This window comes from Streptomyces sp. NPDC025273 (assembly GCF_040638585.1).
Taxonomy (GTDB): domain Bacteria; phylum Actinomycetota; class Actinomycetes; order Streptomycetales; family Streptomycetaceae; genus Streptomyces; species Streptomyces cinereorectus.
Genome location: NZ_JBEZYP010000007.1, coordinates 91,055 through 112,759 on the forward strand (window position 1 = coordinate 91,055; position 21,705 = coordinate 112,759).

18 protein-coding genes are annotated in these 21,705 nt (G+C 72.1%); 11 read left to right on the forward strand and 7 right to left on the reverse strand.

Going from position 1 to position 21,705, the window contains the following annotated elements; translation table 11 throughout:
• The first annotated feature begins 8 nt into the window (after positions 1 to 8).
• Positions 9 to 1,676 carry an ABC transporter substrate-binding protein gene (locus AB0F38_RS14305; protein WP_361891731.1) on the forward strand — a complete coding sequence of 556 codons (1,668 nt, stop codon included), beginning with the start codon at positions 9 to 11 and terminating at the stop codon, positions 1,674 to 1,676.
• Between the two features lie 52 nt (positions 1,677 to 1,728).
• Here the strand turns inward: AB0F38_RS14305 and AB0F38_RS14310 are convergent, their stop codons facing one another.
• Together AB0F38_RS14310 and AB0F38_RS14315 are read right to left on the reverse strand one after the other, a co-directional pair.
• Positions 1,729 to 3,210, reverse strand: coding sequence for a LysR family transcriptional regulator (locus tag AB0F38_RS14310; RefSeq protein WP_361891734.1), 1,482 nt, complete (start codon positions 3,208 to 3,210; stop codon positions 1,729 to 1,731).
• A 185-nt stretch (positions 3,211 to 3,395) separates the two neighbouring features.
• On the reverse strand, positions 3,396 to 4,139 hold the full coding sequence (locus AB0F38_RS14315; RefSeq protein ID WP_361891737.1) for an SDR family oxidoreductase: 744 nt from the start codon (positions 4,137 to 4,139) through the stop codon (positions 3,396 to 3,398).
• Between the two features lie 249 nt (positions 4,140 to 4,388).
• Between AB0F38_RS14315 and AB0F38_RS14320 the strand changes: the two genes are divergently transcribed.
• Genes AB0F38_RS14320 through AB0F38_RS14335 form a run of 4 tightly spaced genes read left to right on the forward strand, consistent with a single transcriptional unit; the run spans position 4,389 to position 8,169 of the window.
• A complete protein-coding gene (locus tag AB0F38_RS14320) occupies positions 4,389 to 5,615 on the forward strand; it encodes a cytochrome P450 (RefSeq protein WP_361891740.1) in 1,227 nt (408 codons plus the stop codon).
• A gap of 8 nt (positions 5,616 to 5,623) precedes the next feature.
• Positions 5,624 to 5,821, forward strand: coding sequence for a ferredoxin (locus AB0F38_RS14325; RefSeq protein WP_361892183.1), 198 nt, complete (start codon positions 5,624 to 5,626; stop codon positions 5,819 to 5,821).
• Positions 5,822 to 5,854: 33 nt separating this feature from the next.
• Positions 5,855 to 7,165, forward strand: coding sequence for a serine hydrolase (locus AB0F38_RS14330; RefSeq protein WP_361891743.1), 1,311 nt, complete (start codon positions 5,855 to 5,857; stop codon positions 7,163 to 7,165).
• Entirely contained in the window at positions 7,162 to 8,169 is a 1,008-nt protein-coding gene (locus tag AB0F38_RS14335) for an EamA family transporter (RefSeq protein WP_361891746.1), read from the forward strand. Before AB0F38_RS14330 ends, AB0F38_RS14335 begins: the two co-directional genes overlap by 4 nt.
• Here the strand turns inward: AB0F38_RS14335 and AB0F38_RS14340 are convergent.
• Genes AB0F38_RS14340 through AB0F38_RS14355 form a run of 4 tightly spaced genes read right to left on the reverse strand, consistent with a single transcriptional unit; the run spans position 8,130 to position 13,394 of the window.
• Positions 8,130 to 9,152 carry a GNAT family N-acetyltransferase gene (locus AB0F38_RS14340; RefSeq protein ID WP_361891749.1) on the reverse strand — a complete coding sequence of 341 codons (1,023 nt, stop codon included), beginning with the start codon at positions 9,150 to 9,152 and terminating at the stop codon, positions 8,130 to 8,132. The genes AB0F38_RS14335 and AB0F38_RS14340 overlap by 40 nt on opposite strands.
• Complete coding sequence (locus AB0F38_RS14345; protein WP_361891752.1) at positions 9,149 to 10,903, reverse strand: ABC transporter substrate-binding protein; 1,755 nt, start codon at positions 10,901 to 10,903, stop codon at positions 9,149 to 9,151. Before AB0F38_RS14345 ends, AB0F38_RS14340 begins: the two co-directional genes overlap by 4 nt.
• Positions 10,900 to 12,108, reverse strand: coding sequence for a peptidogalycan biosysnthesis protein (locus tag AB0F38_RS14350; protein WP_361891755.1), 1,209 nt, complete (start codon positions 12,106 to 12,108; stop codon positions 10,900 to 10,902). Before AB0F38_RS14350 ends, AB0F38_RS14345 begins: the two co-directional genes overlap by 4 nt.
• On the reverse strand, positions 12,105 to 13,394 hold the full coding sequence (locus AB0F38_RS14355; RefSeq protein WP_361891758.1) for an ATP-grasp domain-containing protein: 1,290 nt from the start codon (positions 13,392 to 13,394) through the stop codon (positions 12,105 to 12,107). The genes AB0F38_RS14350 and AB0F38_RS14355 overlap by 4 nt, the downstream gene beginning before the upstream one ends.
• A gap of 395 nt (positions 13,395 to 13,789) precedes the next feature.
• On the opposite strand from AB0F38_RS14355, the gene AB0F38_RS14360 reads away from it, so the two are divergent.
• Positions 13,790 to 15,328: a sugar transferase gene (locus AB0F38_RS14360; RefSeq protein WP_361891761.1), complete on the forward strand. Its 1,539-nt coding sequence runs from the start codon at positions 13,790 to 13,792 to the stop codon at positions 15,326 to 15,328.
• 59 nt (positions 15,329 to 15,387) lie between these two features.
• On the opposite strand, the gene AB0F38_RS14365 is transcribed toward AB0F38_RS14360, so the two are convergent.
• Positions 15,388 to 16,371, reverse strand: coding sequence for a GDP-L-fucose synthase (locus tag AB0F38_RS14365; RefSeq protein ID WP_361891764.1), 984 nt, complete (start codon positions 16,369 to 16,371; stop codon positions 15,388 to 15,390).
• Positions 16,372 to 16,484: 113 nt separating this feature from the next.
• Between AB0F38_RS14365 and gmd the strand changes: the two genes are divergently transcribed.
• From gmd to AB0F38_RS14390, 5 genes are read left to right on the forward strand one after another with little or no spacing between them, the layout of a single operon-like run.
• Positions 16,485 to 17,498 (forward strand): GDP-mannose 4,6-dehydratase, encoded by a 1,014-nt coding sequence (gene gmd, locus AB0F38_RS14370; RefSeq protein WP_361891766.1) that lies wholly within the window; start codon positions 16,485 to 16,487, stop codon positions 17,496 to 17,498.
• Entirely contained in the window at positions 17,495 to 17,923 is a 429-nt protein-coding gene (locus AB0F38_RS14375) for a hypothetical protein (RefSeq protein ID WP_361891769.1), read from the forward strand. Before gmd ends, AB0F38_RS14375 begins: the two co-directional genes overlap by 4 nt.
• Complete coding sequence (locus AB0F38_RS14380; RefSeq protein ID WP_361891772.1) at positions 17,920 to 20,178, forward strand: LamG domain-containing protein; 2,259 nt, start codon at positions 17,920 to 17,922, stop codon at positions 20,176 to 20,178. The genes AB0F38_RS14375 and AB0F38_RS14380 overlap by 4 nt, the downstream gene beginning before the upstream one ends.
• A complete protein-coding gene (locus AB0F38_RS14385) occupies positions 20,178 to 20,879 on the forward strand; it encodes a hypothetical protein (protein WP_361891775.1) in 702 nt (233 codons plus the stop codon). The genes AB0F38_RS14380 and AB0F38_RS14385 overlap by 1 nt, the downstream gene beginning before the upstream one ends.
• Positions 20,876 to 21,703, forward strand: coding sequence for a glycosyltransferase family 2 protein (locus AB0F38_RS14390; RefSeq protein ID WP_361891778.1), 828 nt, complete (start codon positions 20,876 to 20,878; stop codon positions 21,701 to 21,703). The genes AB0F38_RS14385 and AB0F38_RS14390 overlap by 4 nt, the downstream gene beginning before the upstream one ends.
• Positions 21,704 to 21,705 lie beyond the last annotated feature (2 nt).

The window sequence follows — 21,705 nt, forward strand, 5'->3', positions numbered from 1 at the left end:
GCAGGTACATGGAGACCGAACAGTCGGACACCACGAACACCGGCTTCGACGCCGCCGTCGACGGCGTGGTCGCCCCGACCGACGCTCTGGGCGGCACCCTGCGCCTCGTGCGCACCGACGACTTCGACTCGCTCGACCCCGGCAACACGTACTACGCGTACACCTGGAACTTCCTGCGCCTGATCGGCCGGACCCTGGTCACCTTCGACACCGCCCCGGGCAAGGCCGGGCAGCGGCTGGTGCCGGACCTGGCCGAGTCACTCGGCGAGTCGTCCGACGGCGGACGGACCTGGACCTACCGGCTGCGTCCGGGCCTGCTGTTCGAGGACGGCACCCCGGTCACCTCGGCGGACGTCAAGTACGCGATAGCCAGGAGCAATTACGGGACGGACGTGCTGGGCGTCGGCCCGACGTACTTCCGCCACCTGCTGGGCACCGACTACGGCGGCCCGTGGCGCGAGCCCGAGGCCGACGGTCCCGTCACCCTGGAGACCCCGGACGAACGGACGCTGGTCTTCCGGCTGACCGAGCCGTTCGCCGGCATGGACCTGCTGGCCACGATGCCGAGCACCACGCCGGTCCCCCGGGCCCGGGACACCGGCATCGGCTACCGGCTGGGCCCGGTGGCCACCGGCCCGTACCGGGTGGCCTCCTACGAGCGCGGCAAGCTCGCCGTGCTGGAGCGCAATCCGCACTGGGACCCGGAGACCGACCCGGTACGCAAGCAGCGCGCCGAGCGCATCGAGGTGCACCTGGGTGTGGAGCCGCACGAGGTGGACCGGATGCTGATCTCCGGCGAGGCCCACATCGACCTCGCGGGCTTCGGTGTGCAGCCGGCCGCGCAGGAGCGGATCCTGGCCGACCCGGAGCTGCGGGCCAACGCCGACAACCCGCTGACGGGATTCACCTGGATCTACTGCCTGTCGAGCCGCATCACGCCGTTCGACAACGTGCACTGCCGCCGGGCGGTGCAGTTCGCCACGGACAAGGCCGCCATGCAGGCGGCGTACGGCGGCCCGGTCGGCGGCGACATCGCCACCACCATCCTGCCGCCGACCATCGACGGCTACGCGCCCTTCGACCGCTACCCGGTCGGCGACGCCGGCACCGGGGACCTCGAGGCGGCCCGCGCCGAGCTGGCACTGGCCGGGATGCCGGACGGCTTCGTCACGAAGATCGCGGCCCGCAAGGACCGGCTGAAGGAGTACCGGGCGGCCGAGGCCCTCGCGGCCGGGCTGGCCAGGGTCGGGATCGAGGCCGAGGTGCTGGACTTCCCGTCGGGCGACTACTTCGACCGGTACGGCGGCAGTCCGGAGTACCTGCGCGAGCACGGCATCGGGATCATCATGTTCGGGTGGGGCGCCGACTTCCCCGACGGATACGGCTTCTTCCAGCAGATCGTCGACGGCCGGGCGATCAAGGAGCGCGGCAACCAGAACATGGGCGAGCTGGACGATCCGGAGATCAACGCGCTGCTCGACCAGGGCGCCGTCAGCGGCGACCCGGCGGAACGGGCGGCCATCTGGCACCGCATCGACCGGCTGACCATGGACCACGCGGTGATCGTCCCGTACCTGTACCCGCGGTCCCTGCTGTACCGGCACCCCGACGCCCGCAACGTGCACGTCACCGGGTCGTTCGGGATGTACGACTACGTGGCGCTCGGCGCGCGCTGACGCCGGCCCCGGGGCGGCCGGGGCACAAGGCCCCGCCCGCCCCGGGCGTCGCTCAGCCCCGGCCGGCGGCGGCCGGGCGGGCGGCGCCGGGGCCCGGCTCCGCCCCCCGCCGGGTCCGCCCGGTTCCGGCCCGCAGTCCGCGGTACACGCGGTGCGGGCCGCTCTCGTCCGCCCCGGGACCCGCGTACGCCCCCATGTTCCAGCAGGCGAGGACCGCCTCGTACAGCTCGGCCTCGAAGCCGGCCAGCCGGGTCAGGAACTGCCGGGTGGGCCCGGTCAGGTCGGTCCCCCGGGAGCTGCGCAGCAACAGCCGCGCACCCAGGCGGAGTTCGAGCCGGTGGATGCGCCGGGTGAGGGCCGACTGGCTGATGGAGAGCACAGCCGCGGCCCGGTTGATGCTGCCGTGCTCGGCCACCGCGCGCAGCAGGTGGAGGTCCTCGACGTCGACCTCCGCCGACTCGGCGGGCAGCGCGGGCGGTGTCTCGCTGCTGCGCGCGGCCGCGTCGGCGCGCGCGTCCCGCTCGGCGGTCTGCCGGCGCAACCAGTCGGCCCACCACGGATCGCGCAGCATGTCGCCGTGATGCTCGGCGAACCTGCTCAGATAGCGGCCGGTGAGCAGGGCCGCCAGCTGCTGGGCGAGGGTGTGGGGTACGACGGCCGGGTCGACCAGCAGCCCGGCGGTGCGGCGCGGCCGCTCCACGACGGACCGGCGGACCAGCGAGGGCGCGAAGACGGCGGGGCAGGCCGGTGAGCCGAGCCCGACCGCGTCGCCGAGCCGCAGCATCCCGCGGGCCACGGACGCGCCGGTGACCTGGATCCGGGCGGGCGGGGTGAGACCCGCGCCCTGGTACACGCGGGTCACCAGGACCTCGGCGTTGGGGCCGATCTCGGAGACCCAGTTCTCGCCCTGCAGATCGGCGAGCGAGACCGCTTCCCGGGCGGCCAGCGGGTGGCCGACCGGCAGGGTCACCCAGAGCGGGTCGTCCAGCACGTCGTAGGAGCGGACGGTGCGCTCGACCGAATGGCGCAGGGTGTCCAGGCTCCAGGTGTGCGCGGCGTCGACGCGGTAGCCGGAGAGCTGCTGGAGCACCTGGTGCGGTGCGTCGTGGCTGACCGAGAGGAGGATGCCCAGGCTGTCCGCGGCATCCTCGACGAGGTCTTCCATGAGGGGTTCGGCGGAGGCGATGTTCAGTATCTTCGGGGCGTTCAGCGCCTCCGTGCCGCGCCCGTAGATGTCGGTCTGCACGGCCTGGTCGACCTGCCGGAAGAACCGGCGTCCGGCGACCAGCATCCGGGAGCCCGCCGAGGTAAGCCGCGCGGTGTGGCGGCCGCGCAGCGTCAGCCGCAGACCGGTCGCCCGGTCCAGCCGGTCGAGCTGCCGCTCGGCGGCGCCCGGTCTCAGCCCGGCACGGCGGGCGGCTTCGGCGAGGTCCCCGTACTGTCCGACCGCGTCCAGCAGCAGGAGATCCGGCCGCGCGAACGGCAACTGCGTCAACCGGTCGGGAACAGAGGTCAATTGCATCGCAGAAGGCACTGACAGTTTCCTTTTCGGTTAGAACCGAAGAATGACGCCTCTTCTTCACCTGACGGCCTGTTGCGGCCCAGGTTAGGCAGGCGTTCTCTTCTCTCTCTCCTCACGCGGTGGACGGCGGCCGCGCACAGCACGACGGCGGGTCCCGCGATCGCGGGACCCGCCGTGGGTGTGCGGTACGGAGGCTGTCAGGCCTGGTCGGTGGGGCGGATGAAGATCTCGTTGACCGTCGCGTGCGGGGGCGCCGTCACCGCGTAGAGGACCGCTGCGGCGATGTCCTCGCTCTGCAACTGACGTATCTTGGCGACCCGTTCGGTGATCGCGGCCTTCGACGGGGCGTGGGTGATGTGGTCGCGCAGTTCGGTCTCGACGGTGCCCGGCTCGATGACCACCACACGGACACCGCGCTCGGTGACCTCCTGGCGCAGCCCCTCGCTGAAGCCGTTCACGGCGAACTTGCTGGCGTTGTAGACGGCGCTGCCCCGGCCGACGACACGGGCGGCGATCGACGAGATCTGCACCACCGTGCCGGCGTTCTTCAGCAGCTGCGGGAGCGCCGCGTGCGTCATGTACATCAGACCCATGACGTTGGTGTCCATCATCCGGGTCCAGTCGGTGGTGTCGGCCCCCTCGACCGGTCCGAGCAGCATCAGCCCGGCGTTGTTCACCAGGATGTCGAGCCTGCCGAGCGTGTCGACGGTGGAGCGTACGGCGCCGGCGACGGCCTGCTCGTCGGTGACGTCCAGCGGCAGGACGTGGACGCGGGCGCCGCTCGCCTCCAGCTCGTCACGCAGTGCGTGCAGCCGCTCAGTGCGGCGCGCGGCGAGTGCGACAGCGGCTCCCTCGGCGGCCAGCGCCCGTGCGGTGGCCTCGCCGATTCCCGAGCTGGCTCCCGTGACGAGCGCGACTTTCCCCTGTAGCGACGATGTCATCGTGCCCCGTTCTCTGGCGGTTGGACGGATCACCGGGTGGATGGCCCGCAGCGATCGGTCGACGGTGCGGCGGGGCGACCGTACCAGCCGCGTCGGCACCGGGTGAATCGTTGCCGGGGCCCTGGGTTATGTGCGTCCCGGACCGGTTATGCGCGACGGCTCACCGGAACCGGACGGGCCCGGCCGGGCAAGGCAGATTGTGACCGCTACTTCACGTCGGCACGCCCGTGCAGTGATAGGTGGGACAGAATGACGTACGACGCAGCGTTCCGTGAAGGGGCGGCTCCGCCGTCCTATCCGATGGAGCGCGTCTCCCCGGTCGATCCGCCGCCGCAGCTCGCCAAGATGAGATCGGGCCGGGCCGCGAGCCGGGTGACGATGTGGGACGGCAGCCAGGTGTGGCTGGTGACCGCGCACCCGCATGTCCGCGCGGTGCTCGCCGACCGCAGGTTCACCGCGGTGACCAGCGCCCCCGGATTCCCGATGATGACGCGTACGTCCGTCCTGGTCCGGGACCAGCCGCACACCGCCTCCTTCATCCGCATGGACGACCCCGACCACTCCCGCCTGCGGTCCATGCTCACCCGGGAGTTCCTGCACGGCAGGGCCGAGGCGATGCGCCCCGTGCTGCGGGAGTCGCTGGACGGGATCCTGGCCGGTCTGGTGACCCGCGAACGTCCGGTGGACCTGGTCCGCGGCCTGACGATTCCCGTGCCGTCCCGGGTGATCGCCCTGCTGTTCGGGGTGTCGGCCGAGAGCCGCGAGCTGATCGAGAACCGGGCCGCCGTCCTCATCGACCGCGGCTACGCACCGGCCCAGGTGGCCGCGGCCCGCGACGAACTGGACGGTCTGCTGCGCGACGTGGTCGAGGAGCGGATGCGCGAACCGGGCGACGACCTGGTGAGCCGGCTGGTCGTGGACCAGGTGCGCCCCGGAAATCTGACCGTCGAGGAGCTGGTCCCGATGTGCCGGCTGCTTCTGGTCGCCGGGCACGGTACGACGACGAGCCAGGCCAGCCTGAGCCTGCTGAGCCTGGTGACCGACCGGGGTCTGGCCGACTCCCTGGCCGCCGACCCCGAGCTGCTGCCCAAGGCCGTCGAGGAGCTGCTGCGCTTCCACTCCATCGTGCAGAACGGGCTGGCCCGGGCGGCGCTGGAGGACGTGGAGCTGGACGACGTGACGATCCGGGCCGGCGAGGGCGTGGTGGTGTCCCTCTCCGCGGGCAACCGCGACGAGACGGTGTTCGCCTCCCCCGACACCCTCGACCCGCACCGGGACGCCCGCCGCCATCTGGCGTTCGGCCATGGCATCCACCAGTGCCTGGGGCAGTGGCTCGCCAAGGTCGAGATCGAGGAGATGCTCTCCGCGGTGCTGCGCTGGATGCCGGGGGCCCGGCTCGCGGTCCCGTTCGAGGAGCTGGACTTCCGCCACGAGGTGTCCAGTTACGGACTCGGCGCGCTGCCGGTGACCTGGTGAGCGGCCGGCTGACCGTGGCCGTCGACACCGACGCCTGCTGCGCGATGGGCCGCTGCGCGGCGACCGCCCCGGAGGTCTTCGACCAGGACCCGGACAGCGGCAAGGTGGTCCTCCTGCTCGCCGGGCCCCCGGCCGGGCTGCACGAGACCGTCCGGCTCTGTGCCGAGCTCTGTCCCTGCGCCGCCATCACTGTCACCGAAAACTGATCAGCGGTCGGGAACGGCCGACAAGGAGCGATGATGATCGATCTGCCCGGTTCCGCCGCGCCCGCCCACTCCCCCGGGCCGGGGGCCGAGGCGGCGCTCGCCGGGGACGACACCCCCCTCGGCATCCGGACCCGGTGGGCGGCGGGTCTGCTCACCGCCGCGGGCCTCCCGGACGAGGACCTGGCCGGGCACTTCGTGCCCGTGTTCCTCGCCCGCCACGCCCAGGGCTTCCGGGCCACCCTCGAACAGTGGCGCGAACAGGGCCCGTTCACCGTCGTCGACTACCAGCCGGTCGCCCACAAGGCGTGGGTGACGCTCGCCGGGCCCACCGGTGTCCGCTCCACCCTGTCCCTCACGCTGGACTCCACCGGACTCATCCGGGTCCTGCATCTCGGCCCGGAGGTCGTGACACCCGAGATCCACGACTGGGCCTCGCTGGCCGAGGCGCTGGAGCAGCCGGGGATCACCTGGTCCGCGCTGGCCGCCCGGGTGGAGCGGGGGACGGTGGAGACGCTCTACGCGAAGGACGCGGACCGGCCGATGCCCAACGGGTCCTCGTACAAGCTGTATCTCATGCGTGCCCTGGTGGCCGCCGTCGCGGCGGGCACCGTCCGCTGGGACGACGAGGTGACCGTCACGCCCGAGCTGCGCAGTCTGCCCACCGGCGACATGCAGGAACTGCCCGACGGCACCCGGGTCCCGGTCCGCGAGACCGCGTACAAGATGATCGCGATGAGCGACAACACGGCGGCCGACCTCGTCCAGGACCTGGTGGGCCGGGACGCGGTGGAGCACGCGGTGGTGGCGGCCGGGCACAGTGACCCCTCGTTGCTGCGGCCCTTCCTCACCAGCCACGAGGTCTTCGAACTCGGCTGGGGCGCACCGGAACTGCGGGAGGAGTGGTCCGCCGCGGACGAGGCGGGACGCCGGCGCCTCGTGGAGAGGATCGCGGGTCCGATGACCGTACGGGGTTCGGATCTCGGGCCCACCGTGCACCAGCTGGGACTGGACTGGCACATGAGCGCGTCCGACGTGATGCGGGTCCTCCTGGCCCTCGCAAAGGACGGGACCGAGGACACGAGCGGGGTGGTCGAATCGATCCTGACCGCCTACCCGGGTGTCCCCATCGACGCCGCGCGCTGGCCCAGGGCGGTGTTCAAGGGCGGTTCCTGCCCCGGGGTGATGATGTTCTGCTGGCTGCTGGAGGACCCCGAGGGCGTCCAGTACGTCCTGGTGCTCCAGCAGGCCGCCGACGACCAGAAGCTGATCGGTGACGGCCAGTTCCTGCGCGCTCTCGGCGGCCGGGTCATCGAGTCAGGTCTGCTCGCCGGTACGCGCCGGTGACCCCCCGCGACAAACTCCTGGCCGTGCTCGTGGCCGTGCTGTGGGGGCTGAACTTCCTCGCCGTACGGGTCGGGCTCGACCACTTCCCGCCGTTCTTCCTCGCGGCGCTGCGCTATCTCGTGCTCGCGGTGCCGGTGATCCTGTTCGTCCCGCGCCCCGGGGTGCCGCTGCGCTGGCTGCTGGGGTACGGACTGGGCTTCGGCACGGCGCAGTTCGGGCTGCTGTTCCTCGCGATCGACCGGGGCATGCCGTCGGGGCTGGCCTCCGTGGTGGTGCAGGCGGCGGCGCCGTTCACGGTGCTGCTGGGTGCGCTGCTGCTGAAGGAGCGGGTCTCCGGGCGGCAGCTGGCCGGGATCGGGCTCGCGGTGCTGGGCATGGCGGTGATCGCCGTGGACCGGGCCCGGACGGCCCCGCTCCTGCCGGTGGCGCTGACCGTACTGGCGGCGGTGGGCTGGGCGTTCGGCAATCTCTCCAGCCGGCAGGCCAAGCCGGAGTTCCCGCTGCGCTTCGCCCTCTGGATGGCGGTGATCCCGCCGGTGCCGCTGCTCGCCCTGTCCGCGGTGATGGAGGGGCCGGGCACCGGCTGGCGGGCGCTGGGGACGTCCTTCAGCGCGGAGGGCTGGCCGAGTCTCGCCGCGCTCGTCTACATCGCGGTGCTGGGCAGCGTCGTCGGCTCGGGGATCTGGACGGCGCTGCTGAAGCGCTATCCGGCCGGGGTGGTGGCGCCGTTCTCGATGCTGGTGCCGGTGGTGGGCATGGCGGGCGCCTGGCTGGCGCTGCACGAGCGGCCGACCGGCTGGGCGGTGGCCGGCGGCGTCGCGGTCGTCGGCGGCGTACTGATCGGGACGGGCTGGCTGCCGGGCTTCCTGCGTGACCGCTTCCCGGTCACGGCTGCGGCCCCCCGCCCCGCGACGGAGGGCGGAGGGCCGCAGCCGGCGGCCGGCTCCCGGGAGTCCGGCGGGTCTCAGGAGACGGGTGCCTCCCAGGAGACCCAGCGCTCCTGAGGCACGAAGCCCATGGCCTCGTTGAGGGCGATCATCGGGTGGTTGTCGGCGGCGTTGGCCGTCTCGATCAGCCGCACCGACGGCTCGTACTCGCGCACGTGGGCGAGGTTGGCGAGCTTCAGCAGCCGTCCCAGACGATGGCCCCGGTGGTCCCGGCCCACGACGGTCATGCCCTGGAGGGCGTACCGCGGGTTCCCCGTGGTCTTGGAGACGCTGGTGAATCCGGCAAGCTCGCCGGTCTTCTCGTGGACGACGCCCGCGTGGTAGGCCCGGCGTCCCCGGCCGACCCGCATGCGCTCGAACCGACGGACGTGGCTGGTGCGGATCGCCTCCGGGCTCGTGTCCCAGCTCTCCGGACCGCTGCTGCCCAGCGACTGTCCGAGCTCCGACACGGCGACGGCGAACCGGTCCGGGGTGATGGTGCCCCAGGTCACCAGCCGGTAGCCGGCGGGTACGTCGGGCACCCCGTCGGCCAGCGGGTCGTGCCGGTCCAGGTCGAGCCACTGGTGGATGCCCTCCGGACCGGCCGCGGGCGTGCCGCCCACGGCCGCGGCGAACGCCGCCGGCCCCCCGTCCCTGTCCGGGCCCCCGGGCAGTGCCTCCACCAGGTCCGCGACCAGGGTGGTGCGGCCGTGCCCGGCCGCGAGCTCCCGGGCCCGCCCGGCCAGGGCCCGGCCCACGCCCTGGCGCCGGACCGCCGGGTCGACCAGCAGCTGGTCGACGACGGCGACGGGAGCCCCGTCGGGCAGCACGAGGCGTATCGCGCCGATCAGCTGGCCGTCCCGGTACGCCGCCTCGTCCACCAGGACGGTGCCGGGCGGGGCGAAGCGCACCGAGCCGGTCAGGTCGGCCGCGCAGGGCGGGGCGGCGGACAGCGGGACGTCACCGGCGGACTCGGTGGTCAGCCGGAGCCAGGCGGCGAGCGTGGGCGCGTCGTCAGCGTCCAGCGGGACGAGGCGGAGCTCGTGGGCGATGTCGTTCATGCGGTGTCGTTCTCCCGGTCGGTACGTGTCTCGGCGATACCCATGGCCTGCACGTCGTACAGCCCGAAGGCAGGGTGGACGTAGACGTTGGTGACCTGGGGGTTGCGGTAGTGCAAAGTCTTGTCGTGGACCAGCGGCAGGATCACGGCGTGGTCCATCACCCGGCGCTCCACCTCGCGCCACAGCTCGGCGCGTGCGGTCGGGTCCTCGGTGTGCAGACTCGTGTCGATCAGGGCGTTGATCTCCGGGTCGTCGAGTTCGGCGATGTTCCAGTTGCCGCCGCCGGGCCGGATCAGCCGGCCGTCCACCAGCGGGGCCAGGAAGCCGTACTCGGTGGGGAAGTCGGCGCCCCAGTCGGTGACGATCAGGCCGAGTCCGTGCTTGCGGATGGTCTCGGGCGAGCCCGCTCCCTGGCTGAAGTAGGTGGCCACGTCGAGTTCCTTGACGGTGAGCCGGATGCCGACCCGGGCGACCGACTCGGCGACCGCGTCGGCGACCAGCCGGAACTTCCCGCGCTGGGTGCCGATGACCGCGTCGAAGCCGTCCGGCAGTCCGGCGGCCGCCAGTTCGGCGCGCGCCGCGTCGAGGTCGCCGCGCAGGTCGGGACCGGTCGGGTAGCGGTCCAGTGCCTGGTGGGCGGCGAGGCGCGGCGGAAAGAGCGCGGTGGTCAGGTCACCGCCGGTGACCGGGCCGCCGCGGGCCTCCTGGAGCAGGATCTTGTCGGCCGCGTAGTGCACCGCGCGCCGCACGTGGGGATTGTCGAACGGCGGGATGTGCGGCTGGAGCGAGACGAAGTGCAGGAAGCTCGTCTTGGGGTTGTCGGTACGGGAGCGGAGCACCGGGTCGCCGGCCAGGCGGTTCTGGGCCGCGTGCTGGAGGCCCCGCCCTTCGAGGTTGATGTCGAACTCACCGGCGGTCAGGCGTTCGTCCATCTCGTCCAGGCCCAGCCCGATGGTCAGTTCGACCCGGTCCGGCAGCGCGGGCCGCACGGGGTCGGTGGCGCGGTCCCAGTGCGGATTGCGCTCCAGGTGGAGGTGGGAGCCGGGCCGGTGGTCCGCCACCCGGTACGGGCCGGTGGAGCGGGGGTCCTCGCCGTAGCGCGCGCCGGTGTCGGCGTGGCGGGGCACGGGGGCCACGCACGGCTGGGCCATCAGGTGGTCGAAATCGGAGAAGGGCGTGCGCAGCCGGAAGACGATCGTGCGCGCGTCCGGGGTCCGCACGGCGGGCAGCGCCTCGGGGTCGCCGTCCCGGTAGGGCCCGGCGTACGGGCGTTCCGGGTCGTCGAGCAGCGGCACGAGGTAGGTCGGTCCGCCGGGGAGCACGTCCTGGGCGAAGACGCGCTGGACGGCGTACCGCACGTCGGCGGAGGTCACCGGGGTGCCGTCGTCGAAGCGGAGGCCCTCGCGGAGCCGGTAGGTCCAGGTGCGGTTGCCGTCGCTGGGCACCCCGGGACCCTCGGCCAGGTCGGGGACGGGAGTGAGGCCCGCCGGGCCCGGGTCGGTCGGATATGCCATCAGGGTGCGGTTGAGCAGCCTCTGGAGCAGCCACACCCAGACGTAGTAGGTGCGGGCGGGGTCCAGTGAGTCCACGTCGGCGGAGGAGACCAGGCGCAGGGTTCCGCCGCGTCGCTCCGAGGGGTTCACCATCGCCCCGACGGCCGCGTTCCAGCCCTCGGGCCCCGGGCCCTGTGTGTCGCGGGGGGTCGGGTCGTGCGCGCCGCGCGTCTCGGCGGGGTCGGTGCCGGCACTCATCGTGTGGGGGTCTCCCGTTCTCGTGCGCCGCGTGGGCCGGCGGGGGCGCCGGTACGGGGCAGCCGCAGCAGGTACGAGCGCTGTTCGCTGGACCGGCAGCCGCGGGCCAGTTTGGCCTTGATGCTGCCGATCCCGGCGTGCAGGACGGTGACGCCCTCCTTGGCCGCGGCGTCGAGCACCCGGTAGTAGAGGACGTCGTAGTAGAGCGGCAGCTTGCCCTGGGCCTCGTAGTCGAATCCGGCCCGGTGGCCGAACCACTGCTCGTCACCGCGCGCCCTGGACCGGAGCACCATCCCGAAGCCGATGATGCTGCCGTGCTGCCGTGCGACGGAGACCAGCACGTCCTCGCCCATGACGTCGGAGATCCGGCCGATCATTCCGGCGGAGCCCTCGGCACTGGCCGGATTGCCGTACTTGAGCAGCAGGTTGGCGTCGAGCTCGCCGAGCCGGGGTGCGAGTGCCCGGGTGAGCGGTTCGACGTGCACCTCGACGCCCGCCTCGTTCAGCGCCCGGCGCTCCAGGCGGACCCGGCGGCGCCGGTGGGCGCTCATCCGCTCGACGAACTCGTCGTATCCGCCGGGCGGGATGTCCAGCCAGGCGTAGTGGTCGGAGGTGTGGTGGCGGTAGCCGCGGCTCTCGAGCAGGGCCGCGAGTCCGGTGTCCCGGACGTCGACGTGCGGGAAGCAGACGGAGGCCGCCCCCCGCTCCGCCGCTAGCCCTTCCGCCCTTTCCAGCAGGGCCTCCACATCGGCGTCCGTGGCGTCGGGGGTGGCGAGCGTCCTGGTGCGGCCCAGGTGACGGCCGCCGCAGACCAGGGAGGGCAGCAGGGTGGCCGGATCACCGTCCGCGATGTCGTGCAGCAGCTCCCGCGCCTCGGGGACCTCCTGCTCCACGGCCCGCTCCAGCATGGCGTCGGGGCGGGCGAGCAGCCAGGCCACCGAGGTGTCGGCCCAGGCGGTCACCAGTCCGGCGACGGGGGCACCGCCGCGTTCCCGGACCAGGAAGTCCATCGTGGTGCCGGAGTTGCGCTCCTGGACGGTGAGCCAGCGGGGGGTCTGGAAGAAGTCCTCCACGCCGAGGAGCCCGTTCCAGCCCGCCGCCTCCAGACCGGCCGCGTCCGCCACCGGCCGGACGCCGGGCGGATCGACGGGTTCCGCGGCGGATGCCGGGCCGGGTGTGGTGCCGGATGCCGTGTCCTGGCTCACCGGACCTCTTCCTCGACCACGAAGTCGAGCAGGGCCGCGGCCTTGTCGGCGAGTGCCTGGGCGGTCAGCCGGTCGGGGCCGTTGCAGTACGTGAATCCGACACAGGAGGAGTTGTCCATCCGCTGGAGCAGCGCGTCACCCTTCTCGACGTGCAGCAGCACCTGCACGTTCTCCACCGCCGCCGCCGCTTCCAGCCCGTCGATCCGGGTGAGCACGCCGCGGCGGGTGGGATAGATCATGCGCACCGCGGCGCCTCCGGAGTGGACGACGGGCTCGATCTCCGGGGTCACCCCGATGGTGAGCAGCCAGGCGTCCAGGATGGGGCTGCGGCCCGTGACGTCGGTGACGAGCATGGTCATGCAGCTCGACGGGGTGCGCGGGTTGGCCTCGATGATCCGCCAGCCGGACTCGGTGCGGCGCACCTCGGTGTGGCAGGGGCCGTGCCGGTAGCCGATCATCTCCAGGGTGCTGCGGACCACGGAGTAGAGCTCGTCGCGCTCCTCGTCCTCCAGCGGCACGGGGAAGGTGTGTCCGCACTCGATGTAGGCGGGGTCGCCGAAGAGGTCCTTGGACGTGACGCCGAAGACATGGGTGTACCCGTCGACGGTCATCGTCTCGACGCTGACCTCGACACCCTCGACGTACTGCTCCAGGAGGACGTCCCCGCTCCTCGGCTGGCCGCGCAGGCTGTGCCGTACGGCGGAGAGCTCCTCCCACGCCTCGGTGAGCTGCTCCATGTCGTCGACCCGGCGGACCCCGTAACTGATCGCCTCCGCCGGGGGCTTGGCGATCATGGGGAAGCCGAGCCGGCGGGCAGCCTCGTCGAGCTGGGCCCGGTGGCTCACCAGCACGTGCGGGATGTTGAACGGCTCGTCGCCCAGCGCGATCCGCAGCTGGTCCTTGATGTTGGCGGTGCGTACGGCGGCCGGGTCGGGGCCGGGCAGCCCGAGGCGCCGGGCGGCGTGCGCGGCGAGCTCGGTGTGGTAGTCGGAGAACGAGGTCAGCCCGTCGACCAGGGAGTTCCCGTCCTCGCCGGTGACCACGGACAGCACCGCTTCGAGGTCGGTGGTGTCGACGTCGATCACCCGGTCCACCCGGGCGAGCGGATGACTGTCCCAGTCGTGGCCGTGGGTGTACCAGGACCGGTCGCCGGTCAGCAGCCACACTTCCAGGCCGTGTTCCTGTGCCTGCCGCAGGCCCAGGACGAACGGGTGATTCTGCATGTGCTCGACGATCGCGATCCGCTTCCCGGCGAACTGCGCGTAGTCGGCCAGAGGTGTTGTCATCGGACGCCTCCCGTGGGGTGATGTGGCAATCGACCGGTTCCGGGTTTTCGGGGACCAGTTGAACCGCCGTCCAGGGGGCAGGGCCATGCCTGGGAGGGTCATGCGCATAGGCCATCGGCGAGGCGCATAGGAGCATCGCGGTGGTGTGCGCGGCCCCCGGACACTCCGCGTACGCGCCCACCCAAAGCCATCAGATCCGAACAACTGTGCACAGACCCAGAGATCCACTGCTCAATGCTGCGGGATTCGGGCGATCCGGCCTGTCTGAACTTCACGGGAACTCCAGCGAAATGGCACGTGTGTGGATATCGTGCACCGAGCGAGGGCGCATCCGTCATCCCTGGGATCGGCGGATGCGCCCCGTTTGTGGGGATGCAACTGTGGCTGGGGGGTTCATGGGGCATGTCGAATTACCTGAATCGGATATATCCGGGCCCGCGGGGTTCGCGGGCGCACCACGGCCGCGTACCGCTGCGGCCCGGAACCGCGCGGCGGCTCCGCAGGAGCTGTGGAGGGCCCCGGCCGTGCCGCGTGACCGCGCGGACAGGCCGAGGACGAGGAGGAAGCCGGGACGACGTCTGCCGCTCCTGGTGCTGACGGATCTCCTGGGCCTGGGAGTTCCCGCCTGGCTGGTGCTGCGCGCCGACGATCAGCCGGGACCACTGATCGCCGGAGCGGTGGCCGCGGTGGCCTGGGCGGGGGTGCGCTCGGCGCGCGGCCAATACGCGGCGGCGCGGGACGCCGGCCGGGTCCGGGGGAACCCGTTCGGCGACTGGCTGGTGCTCGTGGGGGTGCTCGCCGTGCTCCTGGCCGTGACGGGCGGGTCCCTGGACCCGGCGACCGCCGTCGCGGCCCTGGTGCCCGGTCTGGCCGTGGCGGTTCTCGGCGGGGCGGCGGTCCGCCGGCTGTCCGCCCGGCGGGGAACGGCCCGGCGGGTGCTGGTGGTCGGCGAGGCGGCGGGCCTGGACCGTGCGGTGGGCCTGCTCAACTCCCGTACGGATCACCCGTACGCGGTGGTGGCGGCGGTTCCGGTGGGGCCGGCGCCGCCGAGCTGCGGGACGCCGGTGCCGGGGCGTCTCGCTCCCGAGCGGGCCGACGACGACGTGTCCACGGTGCTCGGCGGGGCCTTCACCCATGACGCGGATCTGGTGCTCGTCGCGCCCGGCCCGCAGCTCGACGACGACCGGCTGCGCCGGCTGTCGTGGGGCCTGCACGACAGCGGGCTCGCACTCTGTGTGCTCTCGGAGCTGTCGGGGATCGCCGCGGGCCGGGTACGGCCGGCCTCCGCCGCGGGGCTGACCCTGCTGCATGTCGCGCCGCCGCTGCGGCGTGGCGCGCAGGCGGCGCTCAAGACGCTCATGGACCGTGGCGGCGCGGCCCTCGGACTGCTGGTGCTCGCACCGGTGTTCTTCTGCGTCGCGCTGGCGGTGCGGCTCACCTCACCCGGCCCCGTCTTCCATCGGCAGACCCGCCAGGGGCGCCACAACAGGCCGTTCACGATGTGGAAGTTCCGCACGATGGTGGCCGACGCGGAGTCACGCAGGGAGCAGCTCCAGGCTGCGAACGAGAGCGAGGGTCCGATGTTCAAGATGCGTCGCGATCCGCGCGTCACCCGGATCGGCCATGCGCTGCGCCGGACGTCCGTCGACGAGCTCCCGCAGCTCCTCAACGTGCTGCGGGGTGACATGTCCCTGGTAGGTCCGCGCCCTCCGCTGCCGGAGGAGGTCTCGCGCTACGACGAGCGGGAGCTGCGGCGGCTGGTGGTCAGACCGGGGCTGACCGGCCTGTGGCAGGTCAGCGGGCGTTCGGACCTGTCCTGGCAGGAGGCGGTGTCGCTGGACCTCTGGTATGTCGACAACTGGTCGGTGGCCACGGACATGGACCTCCTCGCCCGTACGGTGCGCGCCGTCACCGACGGCCGCGGGGCGTACTGAGAGCGGCGGGGGAACGCGTGCGGGGAGTCCAGGGGCGCCGCGGCCACCGGGCCGGCCCGTCAGCCGCGCGGGGCGAGCTGACCGAGCCACCAGGCGTACGTGCGGGCGATGCCGTCCCGCAGGGGGATCTGCGGCGTGAAGCCGAGGGAGGAGAGGCGGGACACGTCGAGGAGCTTGCGCGGGGTGCCGTCGGGCTTCGAGGTGTCCCAGGTGATGCGACCCTGATATTCCGTCACCTCCCGTACGGTCTCCGCCAGTTCCCTGATCGTGAGGTCCTCTCCGCAGCCGATGTTGACCGGTTCGTCCCCGTCGTAGGACTCCAGCAGCCGTGCGCACGCGGTGGCGAGGTCGTCGACGTGCAGGAATTCGCGGCGGGGGCTGCCGGAGCCCCACAGGGTGACCTCGGGCACCCCGTCCCGCTTCGCCTCGTGGAAGCGGCGGATCAGGGCGGGCAGTACGTGCGAGGACTCCAGGTCGAAGTTGTCCCCGGGGCCGTAGAGATTGGTGGGCATGGCGCTGATGTACGAGGCGCCGTACTGCCGGCGGTACGACTGGACCTGCACGATCCCGGCGATCTTGGCCAGCGCGTAGGCCTCGTTGGTCGGCTCCAGCGGGCCGGTGAGCAGCGCGTCCTCGCGGATCGGCTGCGGGGCGAGCCTGGGGTAGATGCAGGACGAGCCGAGGAAGAGCAGCCGCGCGGTCCCGGCGGCGTGCGCACCCGCGATCAGGCTGAGCTGGATGCGCAGGTTGTCCTCCAGGAACCGCACCGGAAAGGTGCTGTTGGCCATGATCCCGCCCACCTTCGCGGCGGCCATGACCACGGCGTCCGGGCGGACGTCCCGCAGGAACGCCCCGGTCGCCGTCGCATCGCACAGATCGAGCTCCTCCCGGCCGCGGGTGATCACCTCGTGCCCGTCGGTGGTGAGGCGTCGCACCAGCGCCGAGCCGACGAGACCGCGGTGGCCCGCGACGAATATGCGGGCGCCGGAGCGCAGGAGCGGGCGGACGGATTCCTGGGGAGGGCCGGGGAGGTCAGTCGTCATGGCTCGGATTGTGCCAGCCGTACCGCGCCTTGGTGACCTTTTGCCGCAATGCTCTCAGATCAAGATATTTCGGTGAACCAATCGCCCATCGGGCGACCACAGGAGGGGGAGTCATGGCGAAAACCGCGTTCATCACGGGCGTGACCGGTCAGGACGGTTCGTACCTGGCGGAGCTGCTGCTGGAGAAGGGGTACTCGGTCCACGGCCTGATACGCCGTTCGTCCAGCTTCAACACGGAGCGCATCGATCACATCTACCAGGGGCCCGAGGAGGCGGACCGCTCCTTCGTGCTCCATCACGCCGACCTCTCCGACGGTGTCGCGCTCGTGAACCTGCTGCGGGAGATCCGCCCCGACGAGGTCTACAACCTGGGTGCGCAGTCCCATGTCCGGGTCTCGTTCGACGCACCGCTGTACACCGGGGACGTCACCGGGCTCGGCACCATCCGGCTCCTGGAGGCGGTCCGCGCCAGCGGCATCGAGACCCGGATCTACCAGGCGTCGTCCTCCGAGATGTTCGGTGCCAACCCGCCCCCGCAGAACGAGAGAACGCCGTTCCATCCGCGCAGTCCGTACAGCGTGGCCAAGGTCTACTCGTACTGGGCGACGGTCAACTACCGTGAGGCGTACGACATGTTCGCGGTCAACGGGATCCTGTTCAACCACGAGTCCCCTCGCCGCGGCGAGACGTTCGTGACCCGCAAGATCACCCGCGGGGTGGCCCGGATCAAGGCGGGACTCCAGGACCGGCTGCATCTGGGCAACCTCGACGCCGTCCGGGACTGGGGGTACGCCCCCGAGTACGTGGAGGCGATGTGGCGGATGCTCCAGTGCGACACCCCCGACGACTACGTGGTGGCCACCGGCGAGGGGGTCAGCGTCCGGCAGTTCCTCGAGTACGCCTTCGAGCACGCGGGCCTGGACTGGGCGGAGCACGTCCGCTACGACCCGAAGTACGAGCGTCCCAGCGAGGTCGACGCGCTCGTCGGTGACGCGTCCAAGGCCGAGGAACTGCTGGGCTGGAAGCCCGACGTGAAGTCGCGGGAGCTGGCCAGGATCATGGTCGACGCGGACATCCGGCTGCTGGCCGACCAGCTCACGGGAGCGGCCGTGCGGGTGGACCGGTGAGCGGATCCGGACGTCCCGGACGCGCGGGCGGCAGCTTCCGGCCGTTCTCCGGCGCGCTCACCCCCGCCGGTGCCCGGATCCGCGGCAACCGCGCCCGGCTCGCCCTCCGGACGTCGTCGGACCCGAAGCCGAGCCCGGCCGAGAGCCGCAGCACCGTGCCGGTCACCGGCACGTGGACCGTACCGGCGGTCACCCACACCACCCGGCCGGCGCGCGCCGCGTCCGTGCCGGGGACCATCACCGGCGCGTCCCGGGCCTCCACCGGCCATGAGGTGGACCTGGACGCGTCCGCACGGGAGGGGGCCCTGGGCTCCCTCTCATCGATCGCCCCGGCCAGGGGCGGGACGGACAGTCCCCGCGTCTGGCCGAGCGAGGTATCCGCGGCCTGCCGGCCGCAGCTCGTTCTCACCTTCGGAGCTGAATGATGAACGGAAGTACGGGGCGGGGACCCGGGGGACGTGGCCGTGTGCGGGCCGCCTCCGCCGCGCTCTGCCTGTTCGCCGGAGCCCTGACCGCGACCGCGGCCGGGGCCTCCCCGGCGGCGGCGCTGACACCTCCGGTGTCGATCACCGCGGACGATCTCACCACCTGGCAGACCAACGGCATCGTCTGGTCGATGGCCGCCGCGGACAACGGCGTCGTGTACGCCGGCGGCACCTTCTCCACCCTCCGGCCGCCGGACGCGCCGGCCGGCACCTCCGAGCAGCCGGCCGTGAACTTCGCCGCGTTCGACGCGGCGACCGGCGCGCCGACGGGGTGCAGCCTCTCGTTCACGATGACCTCGGGGACCGCCACCGTCAGAGCGCTGGCGCTGTCGCCCGACGGACAGACCCTGTACGCGGGCGGGCAGTTCGGGGCGGTGAACGGGGAGGGCGTCAGCAATGTCGCGGCCATCGACACGGCGACCTGCACCCCGCGCCGGGACTTCAAGATCTCCGTCTCCGCGACGGTACGGGCCCTGGACGCCACCGCGGACACCGTCTACCTGGGCGGTGACTTCAACAGTGTGGGCGGCCAGACCAGGAACAAGTTCGCCGCCGTCACCGCGTCGGGCGCCGGTCTGCTCCCCTGGACGGCCAACGCCGACGAGGTCGCCCGGGCCCTGCAGGTGACGCCCGACGGGCAGCACGTGGCGCTCGGCGGTGACTTCTTCACCGTGAACGGCACCGCCTCGCACGCGCTGGCCGTGGTCGACGCCACCACGGGGGCGCTGACCAAGAGCTACCCGGGATTCATCCCCAGCACCTCCACGGTGCAGGACCTCACGACGGACGCGACCGGCCTCTACACCGCCAACGAGGGCACCGGCGGCGGGGTTTTCGACGGCCGGATCGCCATCGACCTCGACGACTTCCAGCAGCGCTGGCGGGACACCTGCCTGGGAGCGACCCAGGCCGTCCTGGTCCACTCGGGCGTGCTCTACAGCGGAAGCCACGCCCATGACTGCGCCAGCATGGGCGGATTCCCGGACCAGCCGCGCAAGCACCTGCTGGCCCAGTCCGTCGACGATCCGGAGCTGCTGCCCTGGTTCCCGGACACGAACGACGGCATCGGTGAGCCCGTGGGACCCCGGGTGATGGCCCAGACCGACAAGGGGGGCCACCACTACCTCTGGGTCGGCGGGGAGTTCACCACCGTCAACGGCTCCGCGCAGCAGGGTCTGACCAGGTTCGCCGACGGCCCGGACACGGGGGCGCCGTGGGTGCCCAACGTCAGCCTCTCCACGGTCACCCCCGGCCGGATCGACGTCAACTGGCAGGCCAGCTTCGACACGGACGACGGGGAGCTGACCTATCGGATCTACAAGGACGGGGCGAGCACGCCCGTCCACACCACCACGGGGTACTCGCTCTTCTGGGACCGGCCCCAGCTGAGGTGGACCGACACCGATGTGGCGGTGGGCGAGTCCCACTCGTACCGCATCAGCGTGAGCGACGGCACCAACACCAGCGCCAAGTCCCCCGCCCAGGCGGCAACCGTCGCCGCGACGACGGACCGCTACCCGGCCCGGGTGCTGTCCGACGGCGCCTCGCTGTACTGGCGCTACGACGAGGGCGCGTCCACCTTCGCGTCCGACACCACGGGCGGGCTGAACAACGGCTTCCTGCGCAACGGGCCCGCCTACCGGCAGACCCCGGCCGCCGTCGCCGGGGACTCGACCGCGATCGGGTTCGACGGCGCCGGCGAGTACGCCTACAGCAACAGGCGACACCCGCAGCCCACGCGGTTCTCCGTGGAGACCTGGATCAAGACCACCACCGGCCGGGGCGGCAAGATCATCGGCTTCGGCAACCTGACCATGCAGAACAGCACCCGCTTCGACAAGCACGTGTACATGGCCAACGATGGCCGGCTGGTCTTCGGGGTCTACAGCGGCGGCCGCCGCACCATCACCACGACCGGCTCCTTCAACGACGGCACCTGGCACCATGTCGTCGCCACCCAGGGCGCCGGCGGCGTCGCGCTGTACGTCGACGGGCAGCTGCGCGCGTCCAACTTCCTCTACACCGGCAACGAGAACTACCCCGGCTACTGGCGGGTCGGCGGGGACAACCTGAACAACTGGGCCAACCGTCCGACCAGCAATTTCTTCGCCGGGCAGATCGACGAGACGGCCGTGTACCCGACCGCGCTGACCTCTTCCCAGGTCAGCGCGCACTACGCCCTGAGGACGGGTTGATGAGGCATCCGTTCCTGGCCGGCGCCGCCGTCGTCCTCGCGACGGCGGTGCTGGCCGCCTGCGGCTCGTCCGCCGAAGGGAGCGGGGAGGCCACCGCGGGCGGCACGCCGTCCGCGGCGGCAGCCCCCGCGCCCGCCGTCGCCGGGCCGACGGCCGGACCGTCCGGCCCGTCCGGCCCGGAGCCCCGGACGACGGGCGCACCGCCGGAGGAACCCTCCTCGGGGATCACTCCGGCCACGGGCTCCTTCACCAGGAAGCAGAAGGAGTATCTGGCCGGCCGCGTCCCGAAGGGGATGGACCCGGCCGCCGTGCTCCAGAGCGGCCAGGAGACCTGCGACCGGCTCCGCTATCTGGTCAAGGCCGACCGGGACATCGCCGTCGCCGCGGTCCTGACCGGCGAGGTGGCCGACGCGAAGCCGGCCGTGGCCCATCTCTGCCCCCGGTACCAGGACCTGGTGGACGAGGCGGCGCTGGGTTACGCCGACGGCACGCACACCGGCCGGAAGCTGCGCCCGGGCCGCTACCACGCCCCCTCCCCCACCGAGAACTGCGGCTGGCAGCTGACGGGGGCGAGCGGCAAGGCGCTGGGGTCCGGATCCGCCGGCACCGGAAAGCGGGGGGAGCTCACCGTCCCGGAGTCCGCCCGCACGTTCACCTCCACAGGCTGCTACGCCTGGCTGCCCGAAGGAGAGAGAAGTTGAGCAAGCTCCCCATCGCCGTGGCGATCCCCACGAAGAACGAGGGACTGAACATCGCCGAGGCGGTGAAGTCGGTGCTCGGCCACTTCGAGGCGGTCGTCGTCGTGGACTCCCACAGCACGGACGACACGGCGAAGATCGCCGAGGAGTGCGGGGCCGAGGTGGTCACGTACACCTGGGACGGAGGCCATCCGCGCAAGAAGCAGTGGTGCCTGGAGAACGTCCGCACGGACCTGGACTGGATCCTGCTGCTGGACGGCGACGAGCGGATCAGCCCGGGGCTCCTGGCCGAGCTGCGGCAGATCTTCGCCGATCCGGCCGGCCCCGGGCCGGCCGCGTACGACATCCCGCTGGGCTACTGGTTCTCGGGCAAGCGGCTGCGGCACGGCTACACGATCCGCAAGCGGTCCCTGACCGACCGCACCCGCTGCCACTACCCGGAGGTCGGCGACCTCGCCGCGCCCGGGATCGGGGAGGTCGAGGGGCACTACCAGCCGGTGGCGGCGACGGCGGGTTCGCTGAAGAACCCCATCGAGCACCAGGACCTGGACCCGGTCACCGCGTGGTTCGAGCGGCACAACCGGTACTCGGACTGGGAGGCCTGGCTGGAGCACCACCCCGAGGTCAAGGAACAGGTGCGGAAGGTGAAGTCCCGTCAGGGACAGCTCTTCCACAAGGCGCCTTTCAAGCCGCTGGTGTCCTTCGCCTACATGTACCTCTACCGGCGGGGTTTCCTGGACGGGCGGGCCGGCCTGGACTTCGCGCTGGCGATGAGCTTCTACCGCTGGCAGATCGCCCTCAAGTCCCGTGAGGGCAGAACCGGGTGAGG

What these genes read in the sequence shown, in the direction of transcription:
- AB0F38_RS14305 (WP_361891731.1), top strand. Translation starts at nt 9, where the DNA reads ATGGAGACCGAACAGTCGGACACCACGAACACCGGCTTCGACGCCGCC.
- AB0F38_RS14315 (WP_361891737.1), bottom strand. Translation starts at nt 4,139, where the DNA reads ATGACATCGTCGCTACAGGGGAAAGTCGCGCTCGTCACGGGAGCCAGC.
- AB0F38_RS14320 (WP_361891740.1), top strand. Translation starts at nt 4,389, where the DNA reads ATGACGTACGACGCAGCGTTCCGTGAAGGGGCGGCTCCGCCGTCCTAT.
- AB0F38_RS14330 (WP_361891743.1), top strand. Translation starts at nt 5,855, where the DNA reads ATGATCGATCTGCCCGGTTCCGCCGCGCCCGCCCACTCCCCCGGGCCG.
- AB0F38_RS14340 (WP_361891749.1), bottom strand. Translation starts at nt 9,152, where the DNA reads ATGAACGACATCGCCCACGAGCTCCGCCTCGTCCCGCTGGACGCTGAC.
- AB0F38_RS14345 (WP_361891752.1), bottom strand. Translation starts at nt 10,903, where the DNA reads ATGAGTGCCGGCACCGACCCCGCCGAGACGCGCGGCGCGCACGACCCG.
- AB0F38_RS14355 (WP_361891758.1), bottom strand. Translation starts at nt 13,394, where the DNA reads ATGACAACACCTCTGGCCGACTACGCGCAGTTCGCCGGGAAGCGGATC.
- AB0F38_RS14360 (WP_361891761.1), top strand. Translation starts at nt 13,790, where the DNA reads ATGGGGCATGTCGAATTACCTGAATCGGATATATCCGGGCCCGCGGGG.
- AB0F38_RS14365 (WP_361891764.1), bottom strand. Translation starts at nt 16,371, where the DNA reads ATGACGACTGACCTCCCCGGCCCTCCCCAGGAATCCGTCCGCCCGCTC.
- gmd (WP_361891766.1), top strand. Translation starts at nt 16,485, where the DNA reads ATGGCGAAAACCGCGTTCATCACGGGCGTGACCGGTCAGGACGGTTCG.
- AB0F38_RS14380 (WP_361891772.1), top strand. Translation starts at nt 17,920, where the DNA reads ATGATGAACGGAAGTACGGGGCGGGGACCCGGGGGACGTGGCCGTGTG.
- AB0F38_RS14385 (WP_361891775.1), top strand. Translation starts at nt 20,178, where the DNA reads ATGAGGCATCCGTTCCTGGCCGGCGCCGCCGTCGTCCTCGCGACGGCG.